Source organism: Microbulbifer agarilyticus (assembly GCF_020171345.1).
GTDB classification, from domain to species: Bacteria; Pseudomonadota; Gammaproteobacteria; order Pseudomonadales; family Cellvibrionaceae; genus Microbulbifer; species Microbulbifer agarilyticus_D.
Window position 1 is genome coordinate 474,162 of record NZ_JAIUZM010000001.1, and the last position, 19,670, is coordinate 493,831.

Sequence of the window (19,670 nt, forward strand, 5' to 3'; positions counted from 1 at the left end):
GCGATGGTTTTTATACGGTATTACTTGAACGAAAAAGCTCCGCCAAATGGCAGAGCTTTTTACTTGCGCCACTAGCTAAAGCGGCGCTATTGGCTCGTCGATCAGCCCTGCAGGCGCACTACACGCTGGTGCAGCTCCTGCAAGCTGCGTACCTTGTGTGGTTCGGCAATCTGCAGAGCCATGGCCATGGCGCGTGCCGCAGCCAAGGTCGTGGTGTAACAAACCTGGTGGTTTTCCGCACTGCGACGGATGTCGGCGGAGTCCCGGATGGCCTGACGACCTTCGGTCGTATTCACCACCAGCGCAATCTCGTCGTTTTTGATCATATCGACGATATGCGGGCGTCCTTCGCTCATCTTGTTCACAGTTTTAACGGGAATATCCGCGTCTTGCAAGACCTTCGCGGTACCGCGAGTGGCAACCAGTTCGAAGCTGAGGCTGGCCAGCTCGCGCGCCACCTCGACAACACCCTGCTTATCCACATCACGCACGGAGATGAAGACCTTGCCGGATTCCGGCAGTGCGTCGCCGGCGCCAATAAGGCCCTTGTCGAAGGCTTCGGCAAAGCTCTCGCCCACACCCATCACCTCACCGGTGGATTTCATTTCCGGGCCGAGGATCGGGTCCACTTTCGGGAACTTGTTGAACGGGAATACGGACTCTTTCACGGAGTAGTAGTCCGGTACGATTTCCTGGGTGAAGCCCTGGTCCGCCAGGCTGATACCCGCCTGACAGCGTGCGGCGATCTTGGCCAGCGAGGTACCGATGCACTTGGAGACAAATGGCACGGTACGGGAGGCGCGCGGGTTCACCTCGATCACGTAGATCTCGCCGTCCTGGTAGGCCAGCTGGGTGTTCATCAGGCCAACCACGCCCAGTTCGCGGGCCATGGCTTTCACCTGCTCGCGCATTTTGTCCTGTACGTCGGCCGGCAGGCTGTATGGCGGCAGGGAGCAAGCGGAGTCACCGGAGTGCACGCCACACTGCTCGATGTGCTGCATGATCGCGCCGATGACCACGTCCTGGCCGTCGGAAACCGCATCAATGTCCACCTCAATGGCGGAGTGCAGGAAGTGGTCCAGCAGTACCGGCGCATCGTCGGATACTTCTACCGCTTCTTTCATGTAGGTCTTGAGTTCGTCTTCCTTGTAGACGATCTCCATCGCACGGCCGCCCAGTACGTAGGAAGGACGTACCACCAGCGGGTAGCCCACTTCTTTAGCCTTCTGGATGGCTTCGTACTCGGAGCGCACGATGGCGTTCTGCGGCTGCTTGAGACCCAGGCGCATGATCATCTGCTGGAAGCGCTCGCGGTCTTCCGCACGGTCGATCTGCTCCGGGGTGGTACCGATAATCGGCACACCTTCGGCAGCCAGGTAGCGCGCCAGGTTCAGCGGGGTCTGGCCGCCAAACTGTACGATCACGCCCACCGGCTTTTCTTTGCGCACGATTTCCAGCACGTCTTCCAGGGTTACCGGCTCGAAGTACAGACGGTCGGAAGTGTCGTAGTCGGTAGATACGGTCTCCGGGTTACAGTTGACCATGATGGTCTCGTAACCGTCTTCGCGCATCGCCAGCGCTGCGTGTACACAGCAGTAGTCGAACTCGATGCCCTGGCCGATACGGTTTGGGCCGCCGCCGAGCACCATGATTTTTTTCTTGTCGGAAGGTGCCGCTTCACACTCTTCGTCGTAGGTGGAGTACATGTACGCGGTGCTGGTGGCGAATTCCGCCGCACAGGTATCCACACGCTTGTACGCGGGGAACACGCCCATCTTGTGGCGGAACTCGCGCACGGTCTTCTGGCTCACACCCAGCAGGTCTGCCAGACGACGGTCGGAGAAGCCTTTGCGCTTCAGGAAGCGCATGCTTTCCGCGGTGAGCGCGGAAGTCGGCATGGACTTCAGCGGCTCTTCGATATCCATCAGTTCCTTGATCTGCACCAGGAACCAGGGGTCAATGCCGGAGAGTTCGTAGACTTCCTCGATGGTCATGCCCACACGGAAGGCATCGCCCACATACCAGATGCGCTCGGCGCCCGGTACGGACAGTTCGCGGCGCAGGCGCTCCATGGAGCCCACTTCTGCCGGGTCGATCTTCGGCTCAAAACCGAAGGAACCCACTTCCAGGCCGCGCAGGGCTTTCTGCATGGACTCTTGGAAGTTACGGCCGATGGCCATCACTTCACCCACAGATTTCATCTGGGTGGTCAGGCGCGCATCTGCTTCACCGAATTTCTCGAAGGTGAAGCGCGGAATCTTGGTCACAACGTAGTCGATGGACGGCTCGAAAGACGCCGGAGTAGCACCACCGGTAATGTCGTTTTGCAGCTCGTCGAGGGTGTAACCCACTGCCAGCTTGGCCGCGACCTTGGCGATCGGGAAGCCGGTGGCCTTGGAAGCCAGTGCAGAGGAACGAGATACCCGCGGGTTCATCTCGATCACAACCATACGGCCGGTTTTCGGGTCCATACCGAACTGTACGTTGGAGCCACCGGTTTCCACGCCGATCTCACGCAATACCGCGATGGATGCGTTACGCATCAGCTGGTATTCCTTGTCGGTGAGGGTTTGCGCCGGGGCTACGGTGATGGAGTCACCGGTATGTACACCCATCGGGTCAAAGTTTTCGATGGCACACACGATGATGCAGTTGTCGTTTTTGTCACGCACAACTTCCATCTCGTACTCTTTCCAGCCGAGCAGGGATTCGTCGATCAGCAGCTCGTTGGTCGGAGACAGGTCGAGACCACGCTTACAGATCTCTTCGAACTCCGGCCAGTTGTAAGCCACACCACCGCCGGAACCACCCATGGTGAAAGACGGGCGAATGATCACCGGGAAACCAAATTCTTCCGGTACCTTCTTGGCCTCGTCCATGCTGTGAACGATCTTGGCGCGCGGGGTTTCCAGACCGATGGCCTTCATCGCCTTGTCGAACAGGTTGCGGTCTTCCGCTTTTTCGATGGCATTTTTATCGGCGCCGATCAGCTCACAGCCGAACTCTTTCAGCACGCCGTTCTCGTCCAGCGCCAGCGCACAGTTCAGCGCGGTCTGGCCGCCCATGGTGGGCAGGATCGCGTCCGGGCGCTCTTTTTCAATGATCTTGGCAACGGTCTTCCACTCGACCGGCTCGATGTAGGTCGCATCCGCCATGGCCGGGTCGGTCATGATGGTGGCCGGGTTGGAGTTCACCAGGATCACCCGGTAACCCTCTTCGCGCAGGGCCTTACAGGCCTGGGCGCCGGAGTAGTCAAATTCACAGGCCTGACCGATAACAATCGGGCCCGCGCCGATGATCAGAATGCTTTTAATGTCTGTGCGTTTTGGCATCTTTCTTCCGAATCTAGCCGGCCGCAGCCGGTGGATAAAATTCTGGTCTTGCATCGCAGGAGCCCGTTAAAGCCCCTGCCGTGAGAGCGGCGCTTAGCGGCGCGCTTCCATCATCTCGATAAACTGGTCGAACAGCGGCGCCACATCGTGTGGGCCTGGGCTCGCTTCCGGGTGGCCCTGGAAGCTGAACGCCGGCTTGTCGGTCAGGCGAATACCCTGCAGGGTGCCGTCGAACAGGGACTTGTGGGTGATTTCCACGTTGTCCGGCAGAGAGTCCATGTCCACCGCAAAACCGTGGTTCTGCGCGGTGATCATCACCTTGGTGGAGTTCAGGTCCTGCACCGGGTGGTTACCACCGTGGTGGCCGAATTTCATTTTTGCGGTTTTGGCGCCAACCGCCAGGCCCAGCAGCTGGTGACCCAGGCAGATGCCGTAAGTCGGCAGGCTGGTGTCGAGGATTTCCTGGATCGCCTTGATCGCGTAATCACACGGCTCGGGGTCGCCGGGGCCGTTGGACAGGAAGACACCGTCCGGATTCATCGCCAGCACGTCGGAGGCAGGAGTTTCTGCCGGTACCACGGTGATGCTGCAGCCGCGATCCACCAGCATGCGCAGGATGTTGCGCTTCACGCCGAAGTCGTACGCCACAACCTTATACGGTTGCGCCGCCGGTGCCGGCTTGTGGCCCTGGCCCAGTTCCCAGGTACCTTCGTTGAAGTCGTACTGCTCTTTGGTGGAAACCACCTTGGCCAGATCCATGCCTTTCAGGCCGGCAAACTCCTGGGCCTTCTTCAGGGCTTCCGCCTCATCAATGCCCTCGCCGGCAATAATGCAGCCGCTCTGCGCACCTTTGTCGCGCAGGATACGGGTCAGGCGACGGGTATCGATATCGGCGATGCCGACGATATTGCGCGTCTTCAGGTAATCTTCCAGAGACTGTTCGTTACGGAAGCTAGAAGCCAGCAGCGGCAGATCGCGGATTACCAGACCGGCAGACCAGATCTCGGCACACTCTTCGTCTTCAGAGTTGGTACCGGTATTGCCGATGTGAGGATAAGTCAGGGTAACGATCTGGCGGGCGTAGGATGGATCGGTCAGGATTTCCTGATAACCGGTCATGGAGGTATTGAAGACTACCTCACCAACAGTTGAGCCTTCCGCGCCAATAGCGCGACCGCGGAAGACACTGCCATCGGCGAGCACCAGCAGTGCCGGGGTGGTGCTGGGCATCAAGGATTCCGGCGTGGGAACAGCGTTGTTCAATTCAATCTCCAGTCGTCAGAACAGCTTGCGGGCGGGGTGAGAGGGCGCACATTTACGTGCCACAACAGGCGAAGTTTCAGCTGCAACTTATTACCCTGTGCCCTTTATAAAAAAGCGAGATGAAACTTCTGCTTCATCTCGCTTATTTATAGAGTTCTTTTCGGGCGCTCACTGAGGCTTTCACCTTGGCTCTCACGGTTTGGCCGGCAACCAGTTCGGTGGTTTGGTGGGCGGGAAATAACCGCCAACACCGGCGCAATTTTTGGCAGGAAAGCCACGGGCTCTGCGGCCATTATGGCGCGAGCAACTACTGTGGGGCCTCTCCAAGCCGGGCGCAGATTCTACGGGAAAATGCCCTAGCCGGCTAGTACAATTTTACGCCAGATATGAAAAACCGCACGGGACTGTGCACTCACGGCCAATCGGGAGCCCAAAGCAGATTAGTTGACCTCTCGGGTCAGGCGAAACAGGCTGTTACCCATCTTCAGTTCGGCGCGGTCGAGGCGCGTCTTATTCAACTGCAGCGACATGTTGGCGCCACTGCCGGCAAACTCCACCATGCCCCCCAGCTGGTTGAAGCGACTGACATCGCTCACCGTCAGCACCGGGAAGAATTCCAGCGCCCCCACAGCCTTGGCCACCGGCTCCAGCCCCAGCTCACTGCCCATCACCATAATCTGGCAACGCCGTGCGCGCATGGTCTCACCGTCGTTAACGGTCTCCAGCGCAACCATACGCCCCTGGATACGGTGGCGATGAAAACGTGCAGTCAGCGCAGGTACCAGCGCCTCATCGCCCATCACACAGATGCGGAAAGGCGCGTTGGAGCCGTTAAAGACCTCGATAGGCCATTGGAAGTGGTGGGCGAAGTGGACGATATAGTCGACCATCACCTTGCGCCCGAGATCGGTGTCGGAGAGTTGCTCGGCGGCGGAGGGCGTCGCCGTACTCACCCCCAGAATCAGCAACAAACCCACAACACCACGCCACCAGCCAAAAGACTTGGACGAGCGCGAGTAATGGAAGGCTGACTTCAACATGGCTGGGGGTCACCAAAATAAAGATTTCCCCACACTGTGGATGTACAACGCGGGCTAACCCAAAGGGTAGTATCCGCAGCCAGCGCTCACCATCGTCGCAGCGCGAGGTGAGCGCCAAAAGTACTTAGCGATAAATACCGGATCAGGCGTTATCAGACGCCCCGACAATGGCCGGCTTCCATTTCAGCGCCTTTTCAATCGACAGAATCATCGACCCCGCGACATCCTTGCGGGTGGCACTTTCAATGCCTTCAAGGCCCGGCGAAGAGTTTACTTCCAGCAGCAGCGGCCCCTTCTTGGAGCGGATGATATCCACGCCGGCCACCTTCAAGCCCAACACCTTGGCCGCTTTGATCGCCAGCCTGCGCTCCTCCGGCAGCACCTTGACCACGGACGCGGTGCCACCCTGGTGGATATTGGCACGAAACTCCCCGGGAGCGGCCTCGCGCTGAATCGCCGCAATCACCTTGCCGTCGACCACAAACAAGCGCAGGTCCTTGCCCTCGGCCTCGCGGATAAACTCCTGCACCAGCAGGTTTGCTTTCAGTGACTTGAATGCATTGATCACCGACTCCGCCGCCTTGCGCGTCTCCGCCAGCACCACACCGCGCCCCTGGGAGCCCTCCAGCAATTTCACGATCAACGGCGCACCGCCCACCATCTCAATCAGCTCGTTGGTGTCGATCGGCGAATTGGCAAACCCTGAAATCGGAATATTCAGCCCTCCCTCCTGCAATAACTGCAGCGAGTAAAGCTTGTCTCTGGATTGGCTGATCGCCTGTGAGCCATTCAGCGCAAACACCCCCATGCTTTCAAAGTGGCGAGTCAGCGCACAACCGTAAAATGTTTGGCTAGGGCGAATGCGCGGAATGATGGCATCCAGATTGTTGAGGATGCGACCGTCGCGGTAATGCACTTCTGGCTCGGCCGCATCCAACTTCATATAGCACTGGCGGATATTCAAAAACGTCATGCGGTGACCGCGCTCGGTGCCCGCTTCCATGATGCGCTGATTGCTGTAGAGATCCGGATTGGATGCAAGCACACCTATACGCAGGCCGGTGCCCGCCATGTGGTGCTCGTCGTGGTAGTACTCCTCCAGCTGACTGCCGGGAATTTCCCCCAGACAAAAGCTCGCCGCGGGATCCACTAGCATACGCCCCATCATCGCCTCGCGGCCGAGCAGCATGCGATAGCCCATGGAGTCTCGATTGGTCAGTGTGAGTTCCACATCCCAAGTGCTGCCACCGATACTGATCGGCGTCTTAATCACCAACCGTTTTTCGCTGTCACCAGAAGAACTCCGCACGGTGCGCTTATCCAGCACCCGCGCCTCGCAACGCACGCTGGGGCGTCGCAGTCCCTGCAGGGGGTGTGCCTCAAAGCTCACCCACGGCTCACCACCGCGGTTGAAGGGCTGGATGTTGTATGCGTGTAAAGAGGAAGTCTTGGCGCCCGAATCAACACGAGCCTTGATAGCAGGAATACCCAATCCCGGGAAACCGCACCACTCTTCGCTGCCGACAATGATTTTCTTATCCAAGTAAAAGCCTCTTCCTATTCGTACAAATTATTTGAGCGCGAGCACATCGCGCATATCGTATTGGCCGGCAGCCCGCCCTATCAACCAAGTCGCTGCGCGTACGGCACCGCGGGCAAACGCCAGGCGACTGCTCGCCTTGTGTGTGATTTCAATACGCTCACCATCGGCGAGGAAAGACACGGTATGCTCGCCCACGACATCACCGCCGCGCACCGTGGCAAAGCCAATGGTTTCGCGCTCGCGCGCGCCGGTCTGGCCCTCACGACCGTACACCGCCACTTTGGACAGATCGCGCCCCAGCGTATCGGCAATCACCTCACCCATGCTAAGTGCGGTACCCGAGGGGGCATCCACCTTGTGGCGGTGATGCGCCTCGACGATTTCGATATCCACGTCGTCGCCCAGTACCCGCGCCGCGGTTTCCAGTAAGTTAAAGCACAGATTCACACCGGTGGAGAAATTTGTGGCGAAGCACAGTGGCGTTTTGTCCCCAGCACTGAGCATCTGCGCGCGCTCATCCGCAGTAAATCCGGTGGTACCGATCACGATGGCCTTACCGTGTTGGGCACAGTAGGCAGCGTTATCCAGCGTCGCTTGCGGAGAGGTGAAATCGATCAGCACATCAAACTCGGCTTTCTCCAGGCTATCCACGATTGCCAGACCATTGCGCCCGAGCCCTGCGACCTCGCCCGCGTCCACGCCCACCAGACTGGAACCGGGGCGCACGATGGCGCCACTCAGCTTGGCCTTGCCTTCCTGCTCAGCAAATGACACCGCCTCCGCCAGCACCCGACCCATGCGGCCGCCAAACCCTGTAATCGCAATATTTACTGTGGTACCTGCTGACATGATCCCTGTAACTCTCCTGTTATACGGTGGGGCGAAAACCGCGAATTCTACTCCGGTTTGGGCTCCGGGTAGTAATGAATAATCTGTGTTGCCAACACCCTCAGCAACTTTCGCCTACTGACTCCCGGGTATTCCTTGCGGCACAACATTCCTCGACTAGGCTTTTAATAACCTGTTGATTGGAGCGTCACTCATGCCTCGTAAGTCTCATCATCCCTTCCTGTCGTCACTGTGCGCCGCGCTGGTGGCCTTGCTGCTTTTCACCGTTGTATCCACTGGTAAGGCGGGAGACGATGACGGTCTTGGCGCCGATTTCTGGGAGAAATATGACGATATTGCCGACTGGACGACCCTGCGCCTGAACCTGACCCCGGAACAGGAAGACAAGGTATTGCCTATTTTAGAGCGCAACTTTGAGCTACAACTGACCATCCTAAAAGACTACGGGTTTGGTAAGGGCAAGTTACCTAAGTTGACCCGTGAACAGCGCGAGGAGCTTGATGCAAAAATCATCGCAACCCGCGCAGCCACTCGCGTAGAAATGGTTAAGGTATTGAACAAGGAGCAGCTCGAAGAGCTCAAGAAAATGCAACTGGAATTCCACCAGGAATTCCGCAAGCGGCTGGATAAGAAAACGAAAGAGTAGCTTCGGCAAGACATCTATTTAAACTACGAAAAAGCCCGGACATTTCTGCCCGGGCTTTTGCTTTGCCGTATACATTCCGGCAACAAGAAACGACGACGTTAAATCAGAGTTTCATATCACCGAAGAAATTCTTCACCCCTTCAAACCAACCGGTCTGACGCGGGGAGTTTTTCTTCTCGCTCAAAGTGCTGGCGAACTCTTCCAACAGTTCTTTTTGCTTGCTGGACAGGTTAATCGGGGTTTCCACCACCACACGGCACAGCAGGTCGCCCGGGGAACCACCGCGCACCGGGGTAACACCCTTGCCACGCAGACGGAACAGTTTGCCAGTCTGGCTTTCTGCCGGGATCTTCAGTTTGACCTTGCCATCGAGGGTCGGCACTTCCATTTCACCGCCGAGGGCGGCGGTGGCGAAGCTGATGGGTACTTCGCAATACAGGTTTTTGCCATCGCGCTGGAACAGCTCGTGCTCGCGCACCATCACCTGAACATACAGGTCACCGGCGGGGCCGCCATCGGGCCCGGCTTCACCCTCGCCCGCGAGGCGAATGCGATCACCGGAATCCACACCCGGCGGCACCTTGACCGACAGGGTTTTGGTTTCTTCGATACGACCGCGGCCGTGACAATCGGTGCAGGGATCGGTAATGACCGTACCGCGACCGCGACAGTTGGGGCAGGTCTGCTGAACAGAGAAAAAACCCTGCTGCATGCGCACCTGACCGGCGCCACCACAGGTGCCACAGGTCTGGGGCTGAGAGCCTGCCTTGGCACCGGAACCGTGGCAGGTGCCGCAGTTGGCCAGGGTCGGCACTTTGATTTTGACGGTGGTGCCGCGCACCGCGTCTTCCAGGTCCAGATCCAGGTCGTAGCGCAGGTCGGAACCGCGCGCCGGACCACGACGGCCGCCACCACCGGCGCCGCCACCAAAGATATCGCCAAACACGTCACCGAAGATATCGGAGAAACCGCCGAAGCCACCGGCACCGGCGCCCGCCTGACCATCGACGCCAGCGTGACCGAACTGGTCATAGGCCGCCTTCTTCTGAGGGTCGGACAGGATCTCGTAGGCCTCATTGGCCTCCTTGAACTTGTTTTCCGCCTCTTTATCGTCGGGGTTGCGGTCCGGGTGAAATTTCATCGCCACCCGGCGGTAAGCCTTTTTCAGCTCCTTATCATCCGCGCCTTTGCTGACGCCGAGGACTTCGTAGTAATCGCGTTTGGACATAGCTCTGTGTGTTCTGTTTCAACTGCTTTTTCAGGCACGCCTTAAAACGGCGCAAGGCGCGAAGCCCGATTCTGATGACCGGACGTCCGCGCCTCTGAAGGCGTAAGCTTCAGGACGCCGCCGGAACCCCAGCGGCGGCTGTATCTTACTTGTCTTCTTTCTTGTCGTCTTTGACTTCTTCGAACTCTGCGTCCACTGCGTCGTCACCACCGGACTGGGCCTGCTCGCCCTGCGGCTGTTCGGCACCCGCTTCGCCGGCCTGTGCCTGCGCCTGCTCCGCGTACATCTTCTGTGCAACCGGGCCAGACGCTTCAGTCAGCTTGGTGGTCGCCGCTTCCATGGCCGCCTTGTCGTTGCCTTTCACGGCTTCTTCGGCTTCGGTCAGCGCGGCTTCGATGGCGGTCTTCTCGTCCGCAGTCACCTTGTCACCGGCCTCTTCCAGCGTCTTCTTGGTGGCAGAGATCAGACCGTCGAGGGTGTTGCGCGCGGTGACCAGCTCTTCGAACTGCTTATCCGCTTCGGCATTGGCCTCGGCGTCCTGAACCATTTTTTCGATCTCGTCATCGGACAGACCGGAGGAGGCCTTGATCACGATGGACTGCTCTTTGCCGGTCGCCTTGTCTTTGGCGTGCACGTGCAGGATGCCGTTGGCATCAATATCGAAGGTTACTTCGATCTGCGGCATGCCGCGCGGCGCCGGCGGGATGTCAGCCAGGTCGAAACGGCCCAGGGACTTGTTCTGTGCCGCCTGCTTACGCTCACCCTGAACCACGTGAATGGTCACGGCAGTCTGGTTGTCGTCGGCGGTGGAGAACACCTGGGACTTCTTGGTCGGGATAGTGGTGTTCTTTTCGATCAGCGGCGTCGCCACGCCACCCATGGTTTCGATACCCAGGGTCAGCGGGGTTACGTCCAGCAGCAGTACGTCTTTCACGTCGCCGCCCAGTACCGCGCCCTGAATCGCTGCACCAACGGCAACGGCTTCGTCCGGGTTTACGTCCTTGCGCGGCTCTTTGCCGAAGAACTCGGTTACCTTGGACTGAACCAGCGGCATACGGGTCTGACCACCTACCAGAATCACTTCGTCGACACCGGATGCGGACATGTCGGCGTCGGCCAGTGCGGTCTTAACCGGCTCCAGGGAGCGGGCAACCAGGTCTTCTACCAGGCTTTCCAGCTTGGCGCGGGTCAGTTTTACCACCAGGTGCTTAGGACCGGTGGCGTCTGCAGTGATGTACGGCAGGTTCACTTCGGTCTGCTGGCTGGAGGACAGCTCGATCTTGGCTTTTTCCGCAGCTTCTTTCAGACGCTGCATGGCCAGGGGATCACCTTTCAGGTCGATGCCCTGCTCTTTCTTGAACTCTTCCGCGAGGTAGTTAATCAGGCGCAGGTCGAAGTCTTCACCACCGAGGAAGGTGTCACCGTTGGTGGACAGTACTTCAAACTGCTTTTCACCGTCGACGTCGGCGATTTCGATGATGGAGATATCGAAGGTACCGCCACCCAGGTCGTATACGGCGATGGTGCGGTCACCACCGGCTTTGTCCATACCGTATGCCAGTGCGGCTGCGGTCGGCTCGTTGATGATGCGCTTAACGTCCAGTCCCGCGATGCGGCCGGCGTCTTTGGTCGCCTGGCGCTGGGAGTCGTTGAAGTACGCCGGCACGGTGATTACTGCCGCATCGACGGTCTCGCCCAGGAAGTCCTCGGCGGTTTTCTTCATCTTTTTCAGTACTTCGGCAGAGATCTGCGGCGGCGCTTTCTTGTCGCCCTTCGCTTCTACCCAGGCGTCGCCGTTTTCGGCTTCAACGATGGAGTAAGGCACCATTTTGATGTCTTTCTGCACAACGTCGTCTTTGAACTTACGGCCGATCAGACGCTTCACCGCGAACAGGGTGTTGGTCGGGTTGGTTACCGCCTGACGCTTGGCAGACTGGCCTACCAGTACTTCGTTGTCGTCGGTGAACGCAACGATGGAAGGGGTGGTGCGATCGCCCTCGGCGTTCTCAATAACGCGGGCCTTGTCGCCGTCCAGGACTGCCACACAGCTGTTGGTAGTACCCAGGTCGATGCCGATAATTTTTCCCATGGATCTGATTCCTCACTTTGCTGCACGCCGGTTTTACGCGATTTTCAGTCACCGGCGCTGCACGTTTGTATTCGGTTGCTGCTTATATTGGTGCCGCCTTTCACATTTCAAGGGCGGCCGCTAAATCAAGGTGCTTTTGAAACGACGACCATTGCCGGGCGCAACAGGCGACCGTTCAGGCGATAGCCTTTCTGGAACACGTCCAGCACCGTATTTGGCTCCACATCGCCATTCGGGATCTGGGTCATGGCCTGGTGCAGTTCCGGGTCGAAGGGCTCACCGGCCGGGTCGATTAACTCCACACCGGACTTGGTCAGGGTGTCGATAAAAGACTTCTGGGTCAGTTCGATACCTTCGCGTACCGCCTTTTGCGCTTCGTCATCCTTGTCGATGGTGGTGAGGGCACGCTCCAGGTTGTCCACAACCGGCAGCAGGTCCTTCAGCAATTTTTCCTGGCCAAATTTGTGGGCTTTTTCCACATCCTGCTGGGCGCGACGGCGGGCATTCTGCACCTCGGCCTGAGCACGCAGCACCATGTCTTTGTGGTCCGCCAGCTGCTGATGGAGGGAAGCGATCTCCTCGTCGTGCGCATTTTCTTCAGCCAGTGCCTCTTCGGCGGCGTGCTGCTCTGCTGCGCTCGGGTTTTCTACTTCGACGGCGTGTTCCGCCGTCTGATCGCCGGTGTCGATCTGCTCTTCTTCGCTGCGCTCTTTGGCCACTGCTTTCTCCGTCTGTGTCCTGCGTTCAACTGACCGTTCGTCAACGGCGCTGTTGGGTGTTCAAAAGAAAGAACCCGTCGTGCCGGGCCGTTTAATACCGGTCCGTCGCGGGTGAGGAGGGTATATGGGGTCATCCAAGCACACTTCAAGTCGCACTTAATGGATACCAGCAGCGACCGCCCACGGTACCGGCTGATACAAAAGCGCAGGCAGCGAACTGGCCGTTAAGAGCCCCTTGGGAAAGCAGGGTAATGTGGCGATTGGCCTGCGACGAGTGCGATCAGCACCCAATTAGGCCCCATGAAGATTGAAACCCCTAGTGCAAATACTGTATAAACAACCACTATCGAAATAACAACGAACGCATTCCCATGTTGCTGCACCTGTCCATCAGTCAGTTCACCCTGGTCGACCAGCTGGAGCTGGAGTTCGGTCACGGCACCAGCACCCTCACCGGCGAGACCGGCGCGGGCAAATCCATTACTCTGGATGCACTCGGTCTGGCGCTGGGTGACCGGGGCAATGGCGAGCTGGTGCGCGCCGGTGCCAAGCGCGCCGATATCCACGCCACCTTCGATATCAGCAACCACGAGGAAGCCCGCACCTGGCTGGAAGAGCAGGAGATGGACGCCGAGCGCGAAGTGATTCTGCGCCGCACCATTAGCGCCGACGGCCGCTCCCGCGCCTATATTAATGGTCAGCCAGTCACCCTGATGCAGTTGCGCACCCTGGGCGAGCAGCTCATTGATATCCACAGCCAGCACGAACACCAGTCGCTGCTGAAGAAAGACACCCACCGCCGCCTGCTGGACGAATACGCCCACGCCGAAGGGCACAGCGCCGAAGTGCGTATTCACTACAAGACCTGGCAGGACCAGTACCGCCGCTACCGCCGCTTGGCAGACAGCGCCGAGGAAACCCAGGCGCGCCGCGATCTGCTGGAATACCAGCTGGAAGAACTGGCACAACTGGACCTGAAACCCGGCGAACTGGAAGAGCTTGAGAGCGAGCAGCGCCAGTTAGCCAACGCCGGTGACATTCTGAACGGCAGCTATCAGCTGGCCGCCATGCTGAACGGCGGCGAAGGAGATATTGCCGAGCAGCTACACCGCGCCCTGCAGCTGGTCAGCGCCATGCCCGAGCAGAGTCCGGCGCTGGCCGAGGTGGCACAGATGCTCGACAGCGCGCGTATTCAGATCGATGAAGCGGGCAGCACCCTGTCGCGCCATATCGACAGCTTTGAAATGAACCCCGAGCGCCTGACGGAAGTAGAAGAGCGCCTGTCGGCCATCTACTCCATCGCCCGCAAGCACCGCATTCAGCCAGCCCAGCTCGCCGAGCTGCAACAACAGTGGCAGCAGGAACTGGAAGAAATCGGCGCACCCGACGCCCTCGACAAGCTGGCCGACGAATGCGAGCAGCTGGAGCAGGCCTTCCGTGTCGCCGCCGGCAAGCTCAGCAAGCTCCGAATCGCCGCAGCGAAGAAGCTCGCGGGCGCAGTAAACAGTCAGCTCGCCGATCTAGCCATGCCCCATGCCCGTGTCGAGTTGGCGCTCACTGCGCTGGAAAAGCCCACTGCCACTGGCCTCGAAGAAGTGGAAATCCTGATTGCCACCAACCCCGGCCAGCCGGCACGAGCACTGGGCAAAATTGCCTCCGGTGGTGAACTGTCGCGAGTGAGCCTGGCTATTCAGGTCGTCACCGCGCAAACCTCGCGCACCCCCACGCTGGTGTTCGATGAAGTGGATGTGGGTATTGGCGGCGCTACCGGCGATGTAGTGGGCAAACTGCTGCGCCAGCTGGGCGAGCGCGGCCAGGTTATCTGCGTGACCCACCTTGCTCAGGTCGCCGCGCGCGCGCACCGCCAGTACCTGGTGGAGAAGCACAGCGATGGCGAAGCGGCATTCGTGGCCCTGCGGGAACTGAAGGATGCAGAGCGCAGTGCCGAGGTGGCACGCATGCTCGGCGGTGAGGCTACCGCGCAGTCGCTGGCGCACGCGGAAGAGATGCTGGCCCGGGCCTGATTGAGCGCCCTCAACCAAGGGAAAACTCGGCTAAGCAGTCACAATTAAGCGGCCTTCGGGACCGAAATTGACCGAAAGTGGCGGGAGATTCACTTTATACTCCCGCGCCCGCTACGGCGGATACGACTACACTGACGGGAATCAATTCGGTCTCACCATGCAAACCACGATTTTCAACACCCCCATTATCACGCCATTCCTGCGTTTGATAGCCAAGCTGCTACTGAAGCTACACGGCTGGAACATCGTCGCCGACGAGCAGGCGATGAAATTGAAAAAGTATGTCCTCATTGCCGCCCCCCACACCTCCAACTGGGATGGCTACATCTTTATTCTGGCGGCGCTGAAACTGGGGATAAACCCACACTGGATGGGCAAAGACAAGCTGTTCCCTTTCCCGCTAGGTGGGGTGGTGCGCTGGTTTGGTGGTATTCCCGTTGACCGCAGCAAGGCGAACAATCTGGTAGATGCCACCATCAATCAGTACAACGCCCACGAAGAACTGGTTATCGGCATCCCGCCGGAAGGCACCCGCGGCAAGTCCGAGCGCTGGAAAACGGGCTTCTACCATATCGCCCGCGGCGCTGCGATTCCGGTGGCCTGTGGCTATATCGATTTCCAAAGCAAAGAAGCGGGAGTCGGTCCGGTCATGGAGATGAGTGGCAATTTGGAAGAAGACTTGAAACGACTGGGGGCGTTTTATGCGACCAAGGTAGGCAAGTATCCCAACGATTACACTCCGCCCATCTAAGCCACAGCGCAAATGGTGAAAAATCACCCAATAAAAAAGGGAGCATCTGCTCCCTTTTTTATTGCCCTAAACGCTGAGGCCTGGGCTGCATGATCAGTACTCGCCGATCAGCTCTCTTTCTTCTTTACGTAGAGCACCAAGCTGTGGCCAGTCAGCTCGTAGCCATGTTCCGCAGCAATCTTGTGCTGCAACTCTTCGATCTGCTCATTGTGGAACTCGATTACCTTGCCAGAATCGGTACACACCATATGATCGTGATGGTCGCCGCGATCCAGCTCGAATACGGAGTGGCCACCGTCAAAATTATGGCGTATTACCAGTCCGGCACTCTCAAACTGGGTCAATACCCGATATACAGTAGCCAGGCCCACATCCTCACCGGCCTCCAGCAGCATTTTGTACACATCTTCAGCGCTCAGATGTTGTTCGCTGGCGCTCTCAAGCAGCTGCAGAATTTTTACACGCGGCAGTGTGACCTTGAGGCCAGCCTTGCGCAGTTCCTGGTTTTCGTTAGACATGGGTATTCAAATTCCGGATCTTTATGCTCTATTGATCGTCCGCCTGTCGACAGGCGAATAGTTCGGGTATTATCCACGCCCAAGGTGGACAGCGAAACCCCGATACCCGGATTCGTGATCCGTGGTACTGGCACCCAGTATGCGGTTTAGGCCGACAGGCCGGGAACTTAATCGCCGGAAAGGCGACTATTCTCTGTCAGGGCGGCATCACACCGTCGGGCGGCAGCGCGGGGCGCTGAATCCACCAGAGGCCTAGCAATGGGCCCCATTACGGAACCATAAAAATTCAGATGGAGCATTCAATGCCATCAGTTGTACGCATTCTGCTGATCGCCGGGCTGGTTAGCCTGGTTACCGGTTGTAGCCTGTTCAAATTCCCCGGGGTACACCGGATTCAGGTTCAGCAGGGCAATATCATCACCCAGGAAATGGTCGACAGGCTGCAGCCGGGCATGACCCGCCGTCAGGTGCGCTTCGTGCTGGGCACCCCGCTGGTTGAAGACACCTTCAATCCCAACCGCTGGGACTACATCAACCGTATTCGCAGCCCCAAGGGTGAAGAAAGCCAGCAGCGCTTTACCGTCTACTTCAATGGCGACCTGTTGATTGCCACCAGCGGCGACTGGCAGCCGGTCGGCTGGCCTTAAGCCCTCACAAGCCCCCGCGCAGACAACGTCAGCCGCCCTCGGCCTGACGCTTCGCCTTTGCCGCCCGCTGCTTGCGCGCCTCTTTCGGGTCCGCGATCAGCGGCCGGTAAACCTCCACCCGATCTCCCGGCTGTAAGACGTATTCCGCGGCTACCGCCAGCCCCTTGGTACCCAGCGCCTGGCCAAAAATGCCCAGCTTTGCGGTGACCGGATCTACTTCCGGGTACTCGCGGGGGATGCCGGACTGCTCCAGCGCCTGTAATGCAGTGGTGCCGGGCTCGACCAACAGGCTCATCAGACGCTGTTCGTGAGGCAGTGCATATACCACCTCCACCGCGATCGTTTTCTGGGTACTCATGTATTTTCTCCATAAATCTTCTTGGCCCGTTCACACATGGCATCCACCATCTGATTGGCAATACCGCCGAACAGTTTGCCCGCCGCGGCGCCCAACAGCCGGTTTTCTACATCAAACGACAGGGTAAAAGCCACTTTGCAGGCATCTTCGCCGAGCGGGGTAAAGGTCCAGCAACCGTTGAAGGCGCTAAACGGCCCGTCCACCAACTCCAGTGTCATCTGTGTGGGGCGCTGTAAACCGTTCCGGGTGGTAAAGCTCTGGCTGATCCCCGCGCGCGACAGATCGAGCCGCGCCTCCAGGGTTTCTTCATCCTGGTGCAGCACCTCCGCACCGCGGCATCCCGGCAAAAACTGCGGGTAGCTCGCCACGTCATTCACCAGCTCAAACATCTGTTCCGCACTGAACATAACCAGTGCACTGCGTTCAATTTTTGTCATCGGGTATCTTTTTCATCACTCACGGCTTGCGCCATAGAGACCGGATTCTTACCTATCTCGCGATACAGGAGGCAAATTTCGCCCGCGAAGCTACTCAAGGCGGATAAATCCTGCAACAATTCGTTCTTTATCTGCTCTGCAGACTCGACCGTTTATTGCCCAGACCATCCCCCTGCGGAACCTGTACTTTTTATGTACGGCTCAGGGGCGCCCAGCGCGGCCACGGCAATCACTCAGATGACAAGAATAACAGGCAAGCGAGAAATCTATGTCCGCAGCTAGAGAACATTTTGGCTCCCGAATCGGTTTTATTCTGGCCGCCGCCGGCTCCGCCGTCGGTATTGGCAACCTGGTGGCCTTCCCCGTGGCCGCAACCAAAAGTGGCGGTGGTGCCTTTCTGTTGGTATACGCGTTTTTCGTTTTCCTGATTTGCCTGCCGGTGATGATGGCGGAGCTGGCGCTCGGCCGCAAATCCGACAAAGATCCGGTGGGTGCATACCGCCAGCTTTCCGGCGGCTCCCGACTATGGCATATCCCGGGCTGGCTGGCCCTGCTCACCCCGTTCATGATCGCGGTATTCTATATCGTGGTCACCGTGTGGGTTCTCGGCTACCTACTCGCCACCCTGACCGGCAACCTGGATCAGCTGGCCAACGGCGAGTACTTCGGCCAATTCATCAACTCGCCGATCGTGTTCGTTTACCTGATCGTGATGATGCTGGTGATCAACGGCATCCTGGCTATGGGTGTAAAGGACGGCATTGAGCGTGCAGCCAAGACCCTGATGCCCATGCTGTTTGTGATGCTGGTGGGCCTGGTAGTCTTCGTTCTCTCCCAGGAGAATGCCATGCTGGGAGTGAAGTACTACCTGACTCCAGATCTCTCCAAGCTAAATGCGGAAGTCGTGAACAACGCGATGGCGCAGGCCTTCTTCTCCCTGTCGCTGGGTATGGGCATCATGATTACCTACGGCTCCTACATGAAGAAGCGGGACGCGATTCCCGGTTCTGCGAAGGCCGTTGCGCTCACCGACACCATGGTGGCATTCACCGCGGGCCTGCTGATCCTGCCGACCATTTTCCACTTCAACCCGCAGATCGACCCGACTGAACTGAGCGACTCGTCTGCGGGCATGATCTTCCTGTTCCTACCGAAGATCTTCTTCGCGCTGCAGGAAAACATCGGCTACTTCGGCGCAAGCGCCTTTGCCTCGGTGTTCTTCTTCCTGGTACTGGTTGCCGCCATCACCTCGCTGGTTTCGATCATCGAAGTGCCGGTCGCTACCCTGTGTGACGAAAGAGGCATGGAGCGTAAGAAAGCCATCTACACCGTTGCTGCGGCACAGCTGGTACTCGCCGTCGCCTGTGCCATGTCTTTCGGTATGGCCGGCTGGCTGACCCAGTTCGTATCGATTGCCGGTGAAAATAAGTCATTCTTTGATCTTGTAGAACTGATCTTCTACTCTACAATCCTGCCGCTGAACGGCCTGCTGGTCTGCCTGTTTGTGATCTACAAATGGAAGAAGTCCAACTTTGATGCCGAACTCCAGGAGGGTGACAGTGGCTTTGCCGGTACCCTCTCCCAGAAATATGTGAACTTTTCCCTCGGTACTTTTATCCCGCTGATCCTGTTGCTGGTATTCATCAACACGGTGGCCGAGAAGTACTTCGGGTATAGCTTCTTCTAAACTCAGGCAACGTTGTATTCATGGCCAAAAAGAAAAAGGCCCCGTCCTCAAACACCATCGCCCTCAACAAGAAGGCGAAACACGATTACTTTATCGAGGAAAAGTTTGAGGCGGGCATGGAGTTGCAAGGCTGGGAAGTAAAGTCCTGCCGCGAGGGCAAGGCCCAGCTCACCGATAGCTACGTGCTGTTCAAAGACGGCCAGGCGTGGCTGCTGGGTGCGCGTATTCAACCGCTCCCCAGCGCTTCGACCCACTTCGTTACCGAACCGGACCGCACCCGCCGGCTACTGCTGAACAAGCGCGAGATCGCCAAGCTAGTGGCCGCGGTCAACCAGAAAGGTTACGCCTGCGTGTGTACCGCGATCTACTGGAAACAGCACTTGATCAAATGTGAGATCGCGCTGGCCAAAGGTAAAGCCGGGCACGACAAGCGGGAGACTGAGAGAGAGCGGGACTGGAACCGCCAGAAACAGCGCCTGATGCGCAGCGACCACCGTTAACCCGCAACGCACCAAAACAACAGAACAATAACGACGAGA

The 19,670-nt window shown here is 58.3% G+C and carries 17 protein-coding genes; 6 read left to right on the forward strand and 11 right to left on the reverse strand.

Annotated features, from left to right (window positions below; translation table 11 throughout):
• Window positions 1–101: 101 nt before the first annotated feature.
• From carB to dapB, 5 genes are all read right to left on the reverse strand, one after another.
• A complete protein-coding gene (carB, locus tag LCM31_RS01855; protein WP_224867056.1) occupies window positions 102–3,332 on the reverse strand; it encodes a carbamoyl-phosphate synthase large subunit in 3,231 nt (1,076 codons plus the stop codon).
• Window positions 3,333–3,425: 93 nt separating this feature from the next.
• Window positions 3,426–4,562, reverse strand: coding sequence for a glutamine-hydrolyzing carbamoyl-phosphate synthase small subunit (carA, locus tag LCM31_RS01860; protein ID WP_224868637.1), 1,137 nt, complete (start codon window positions 4,560–4,562; stop codon window positions 3,426–3,428).
• Between the two features lie 473 nt (window positions 4,563–5,035).
• Window positions 5,036–5,635 (reverse strand): YfiR family protein, encoded by a 600-nt coding sequence (locus tag LCM31_RS01865; protein WP_224867058.1) that lies wholly within the window; start codon window positions 5,633–5,635, stop codon window positions 5,036–5,038.
• 142 nt (window positions 5,636–5,777) lie between these two features.
• Entirely contained in the window at window positions 5,778–7,178 is a 1,401-nt protein-coding gene (gene rimK / locus LCM31_RS01870) for a 30S ribosomal protein S6--L-glutamate ligase (protein ID WP_455565244.1), read from the reverse strand.
• Window positions 7,179–7,205: 27 nt separating this feature from the next.
• A complete protein-coding gene (gene dapB / locus LCM31_RS01880; RefSeq protein WP_224867060.1) occupies window positions 7,206–8,027 on the reverse strand; it encodes a 4-hydroxy-tetrahydrodipicolinate reductase in 822 nt (273 codons plus the stop codon).
• Between the two features lie 193 nt (window positions 8,028–8,220).
• Here dapB and LCM31_RS01885 point away from each other — a divergent pair, with 193 nt between their 5' ends.
• Complete coding sequence (locus LCM31_RS01885; protein WP_224867062.1) at window positions 8,221–8,673, forward strand: hypothetical protein; 453 nt, start codon at window positions 8,221–8,223, stop codon at window positions 8,671–8,673.
• 103 nt (window positions 8,674–8,776) lie between these two features.
• On the opposite strand, the gene dnaJ is transcribed toward LCM31_RS01885, so the two are convergent.
• From dnaJ to grpE, 3 genes are all read right to left on the reverse strand, one after another.
• Complete coding sequence (dnaJ, locus tag LCM31_RS01890) at window positions 8,777–9,901, reverse strand: molecular chaperone DnaJ (protein WP_224867064.1); 1,125 nt, start codon at window positions 9,899–9,901, stop codon at window positions 8,777–8,779.
• 145 nt (window positions 9,902–10,046) lie between these two features.
• The gene (dnaK, locus tag LCM31_RS01895) at window positions 10,047–11,990 is read right to left on the reverse strand and encodes a molecular chaperone DnaK (RefSeq protein WP_224867066.1); all 1,944 of its coding nucleotides are present in this window, start codon (window positions 11,988–11,990) and stop codon (window positions 10,047–10,049) included.
• A 125-nt stretch (window positions 11,991–12,115) separates the two neighbouring features.
• Complete coding sequence (gene grpE / locus LCM31_RS01900) at window positions 12,116–12,709, reverse strand: nucleotide exchange factor GrpE (protein ID WP_224867068.1); 594 nt, start codon at window positions 12,707–12,709, stop codon at window positions 12,116–12,118.
• Between the two features lie 371 nt (window positions 12,710–13,080).
• Between grpE and recN the strand changes: the two genes are divergently transcribed.
• Window positions 13,081–14,733, forward strand: a complete 1,653-nt coding sequence (gene recN / locus LCM31_RS01905) for a DNA repair protein RecN (protein WP_224867070.1) — start codon at window positions 13,081–13,083, stop codon at window positions 14,731–14,733.
• A 157-nt stretch (window positions 14,734–14,890) separates the two neighbouring features.
• Window positions 14,891–15,484 (forward strand): lysophospholipid acyltransferase family protein, encoded by a 594-nt coding sequence (locus LCM31_RS01910; protein ID WP_224867072.1) that lies wholly within the window; start codon window positions 14,891–14,893, stop codon window positions 15,482–15,484.
• 107 nt (window positions 15,485–15,591) lie between these two features.
• Here LCM31_RS01910 and fur read toward each other — a convergent pair whose 3' ends face one another.
• Window positions 15,592–16,002 (reverse strand): ferric iron uptake transcriptional regulator, encoded by a 411-nt coding sequence (gene fur, locus LCM31_RS01915; protein ID WP_224867074.1) that lies wholly within the window; start codon window positions 16,000–16,002, stop codon window positions 15,592–15,594.
• Between the two features lie 302 nt (window positions 16,003–16,304).
• On the opposite strand from fur, the gene LCM31_RS01920 reads away from it, so the two are divergent.
• Window positions 16,305–16,649 (forward strand): outer membrane protein assembly factor BamE, encoded by a 345-nt coding sequence (locus LCM31_RS01920; RefSeq protein ID WP_224867076.1) that lies wholly within the window; start codon window positions 16,305–16,307, stop codon window positions 16,647–16,649.
• 28 nt (window positions 16,650–16,677) lie between these two features.
• Here LCM31_RS01920 and LCM31_RS01925 read toward each other — a convergent pair whose 3' ends face one another.
• A complete protein-coding gene (locus tag LCM31_RS01925) occupies window positions 16,678–17,007 on the reverse strand; it encodes an RnfH family protein (RefSeq protein WP_224867078.1) in 330 nt (109 codons plus the stop codon).
• The gene (locus LCM31_RS01930; protein WP_224867080.1) at window positions 17,004–17,444 is read right to left on the reverse strand and encodes a type II toxin-antitoxin system RatA family toxin; all 441 of its coding nucleotides are present in this window, start codon (window positions 17,442–17,444) and stop codon (window positions 17,004–17,006) included. The genes LCM31_RS01925 and LCM31_RS01930 overlap by 4 nt, the downstream gene beginning before the upstream one ends.
• Window positions 17,445–17,712: 268 nt before the next feature.
• On the opposite strand from LCM31_RS01930, the gene LCM31_RS01935 reads away from it, so the two are divergent.
• Together LCM31_RS01935 and smpB are read left to right on the forward strand one after the other, a co-directional pair.
• On the forward strand, window positions 17,713–19,131 hold the full coding sequence (locus tag LCM31_RS01935; RefSeq protein ID WP_224867082.1) for a sodium-dependent transporter: 1,419 nt from the start codon (window positions 17,713–17,715) through the stop codon (window positions 19,129–19,131).
• A 20-nt stretch (window positions 19,132–19,151) separates the two neighbouring features.
• Window positions 19,152–19,631, forward strand: coding sequence for an SsrA-binding protein SmpB (gene smpB / locus LCM31_RS01940; RefSeq protein ID WP_077400871.1), 480 nt, complete (start codon window positions 19,152–19,154; stop codon window positions 19,629–19,631).
• Window positions 19,632–19,670 lie beyond the last annotated feature (39 nt).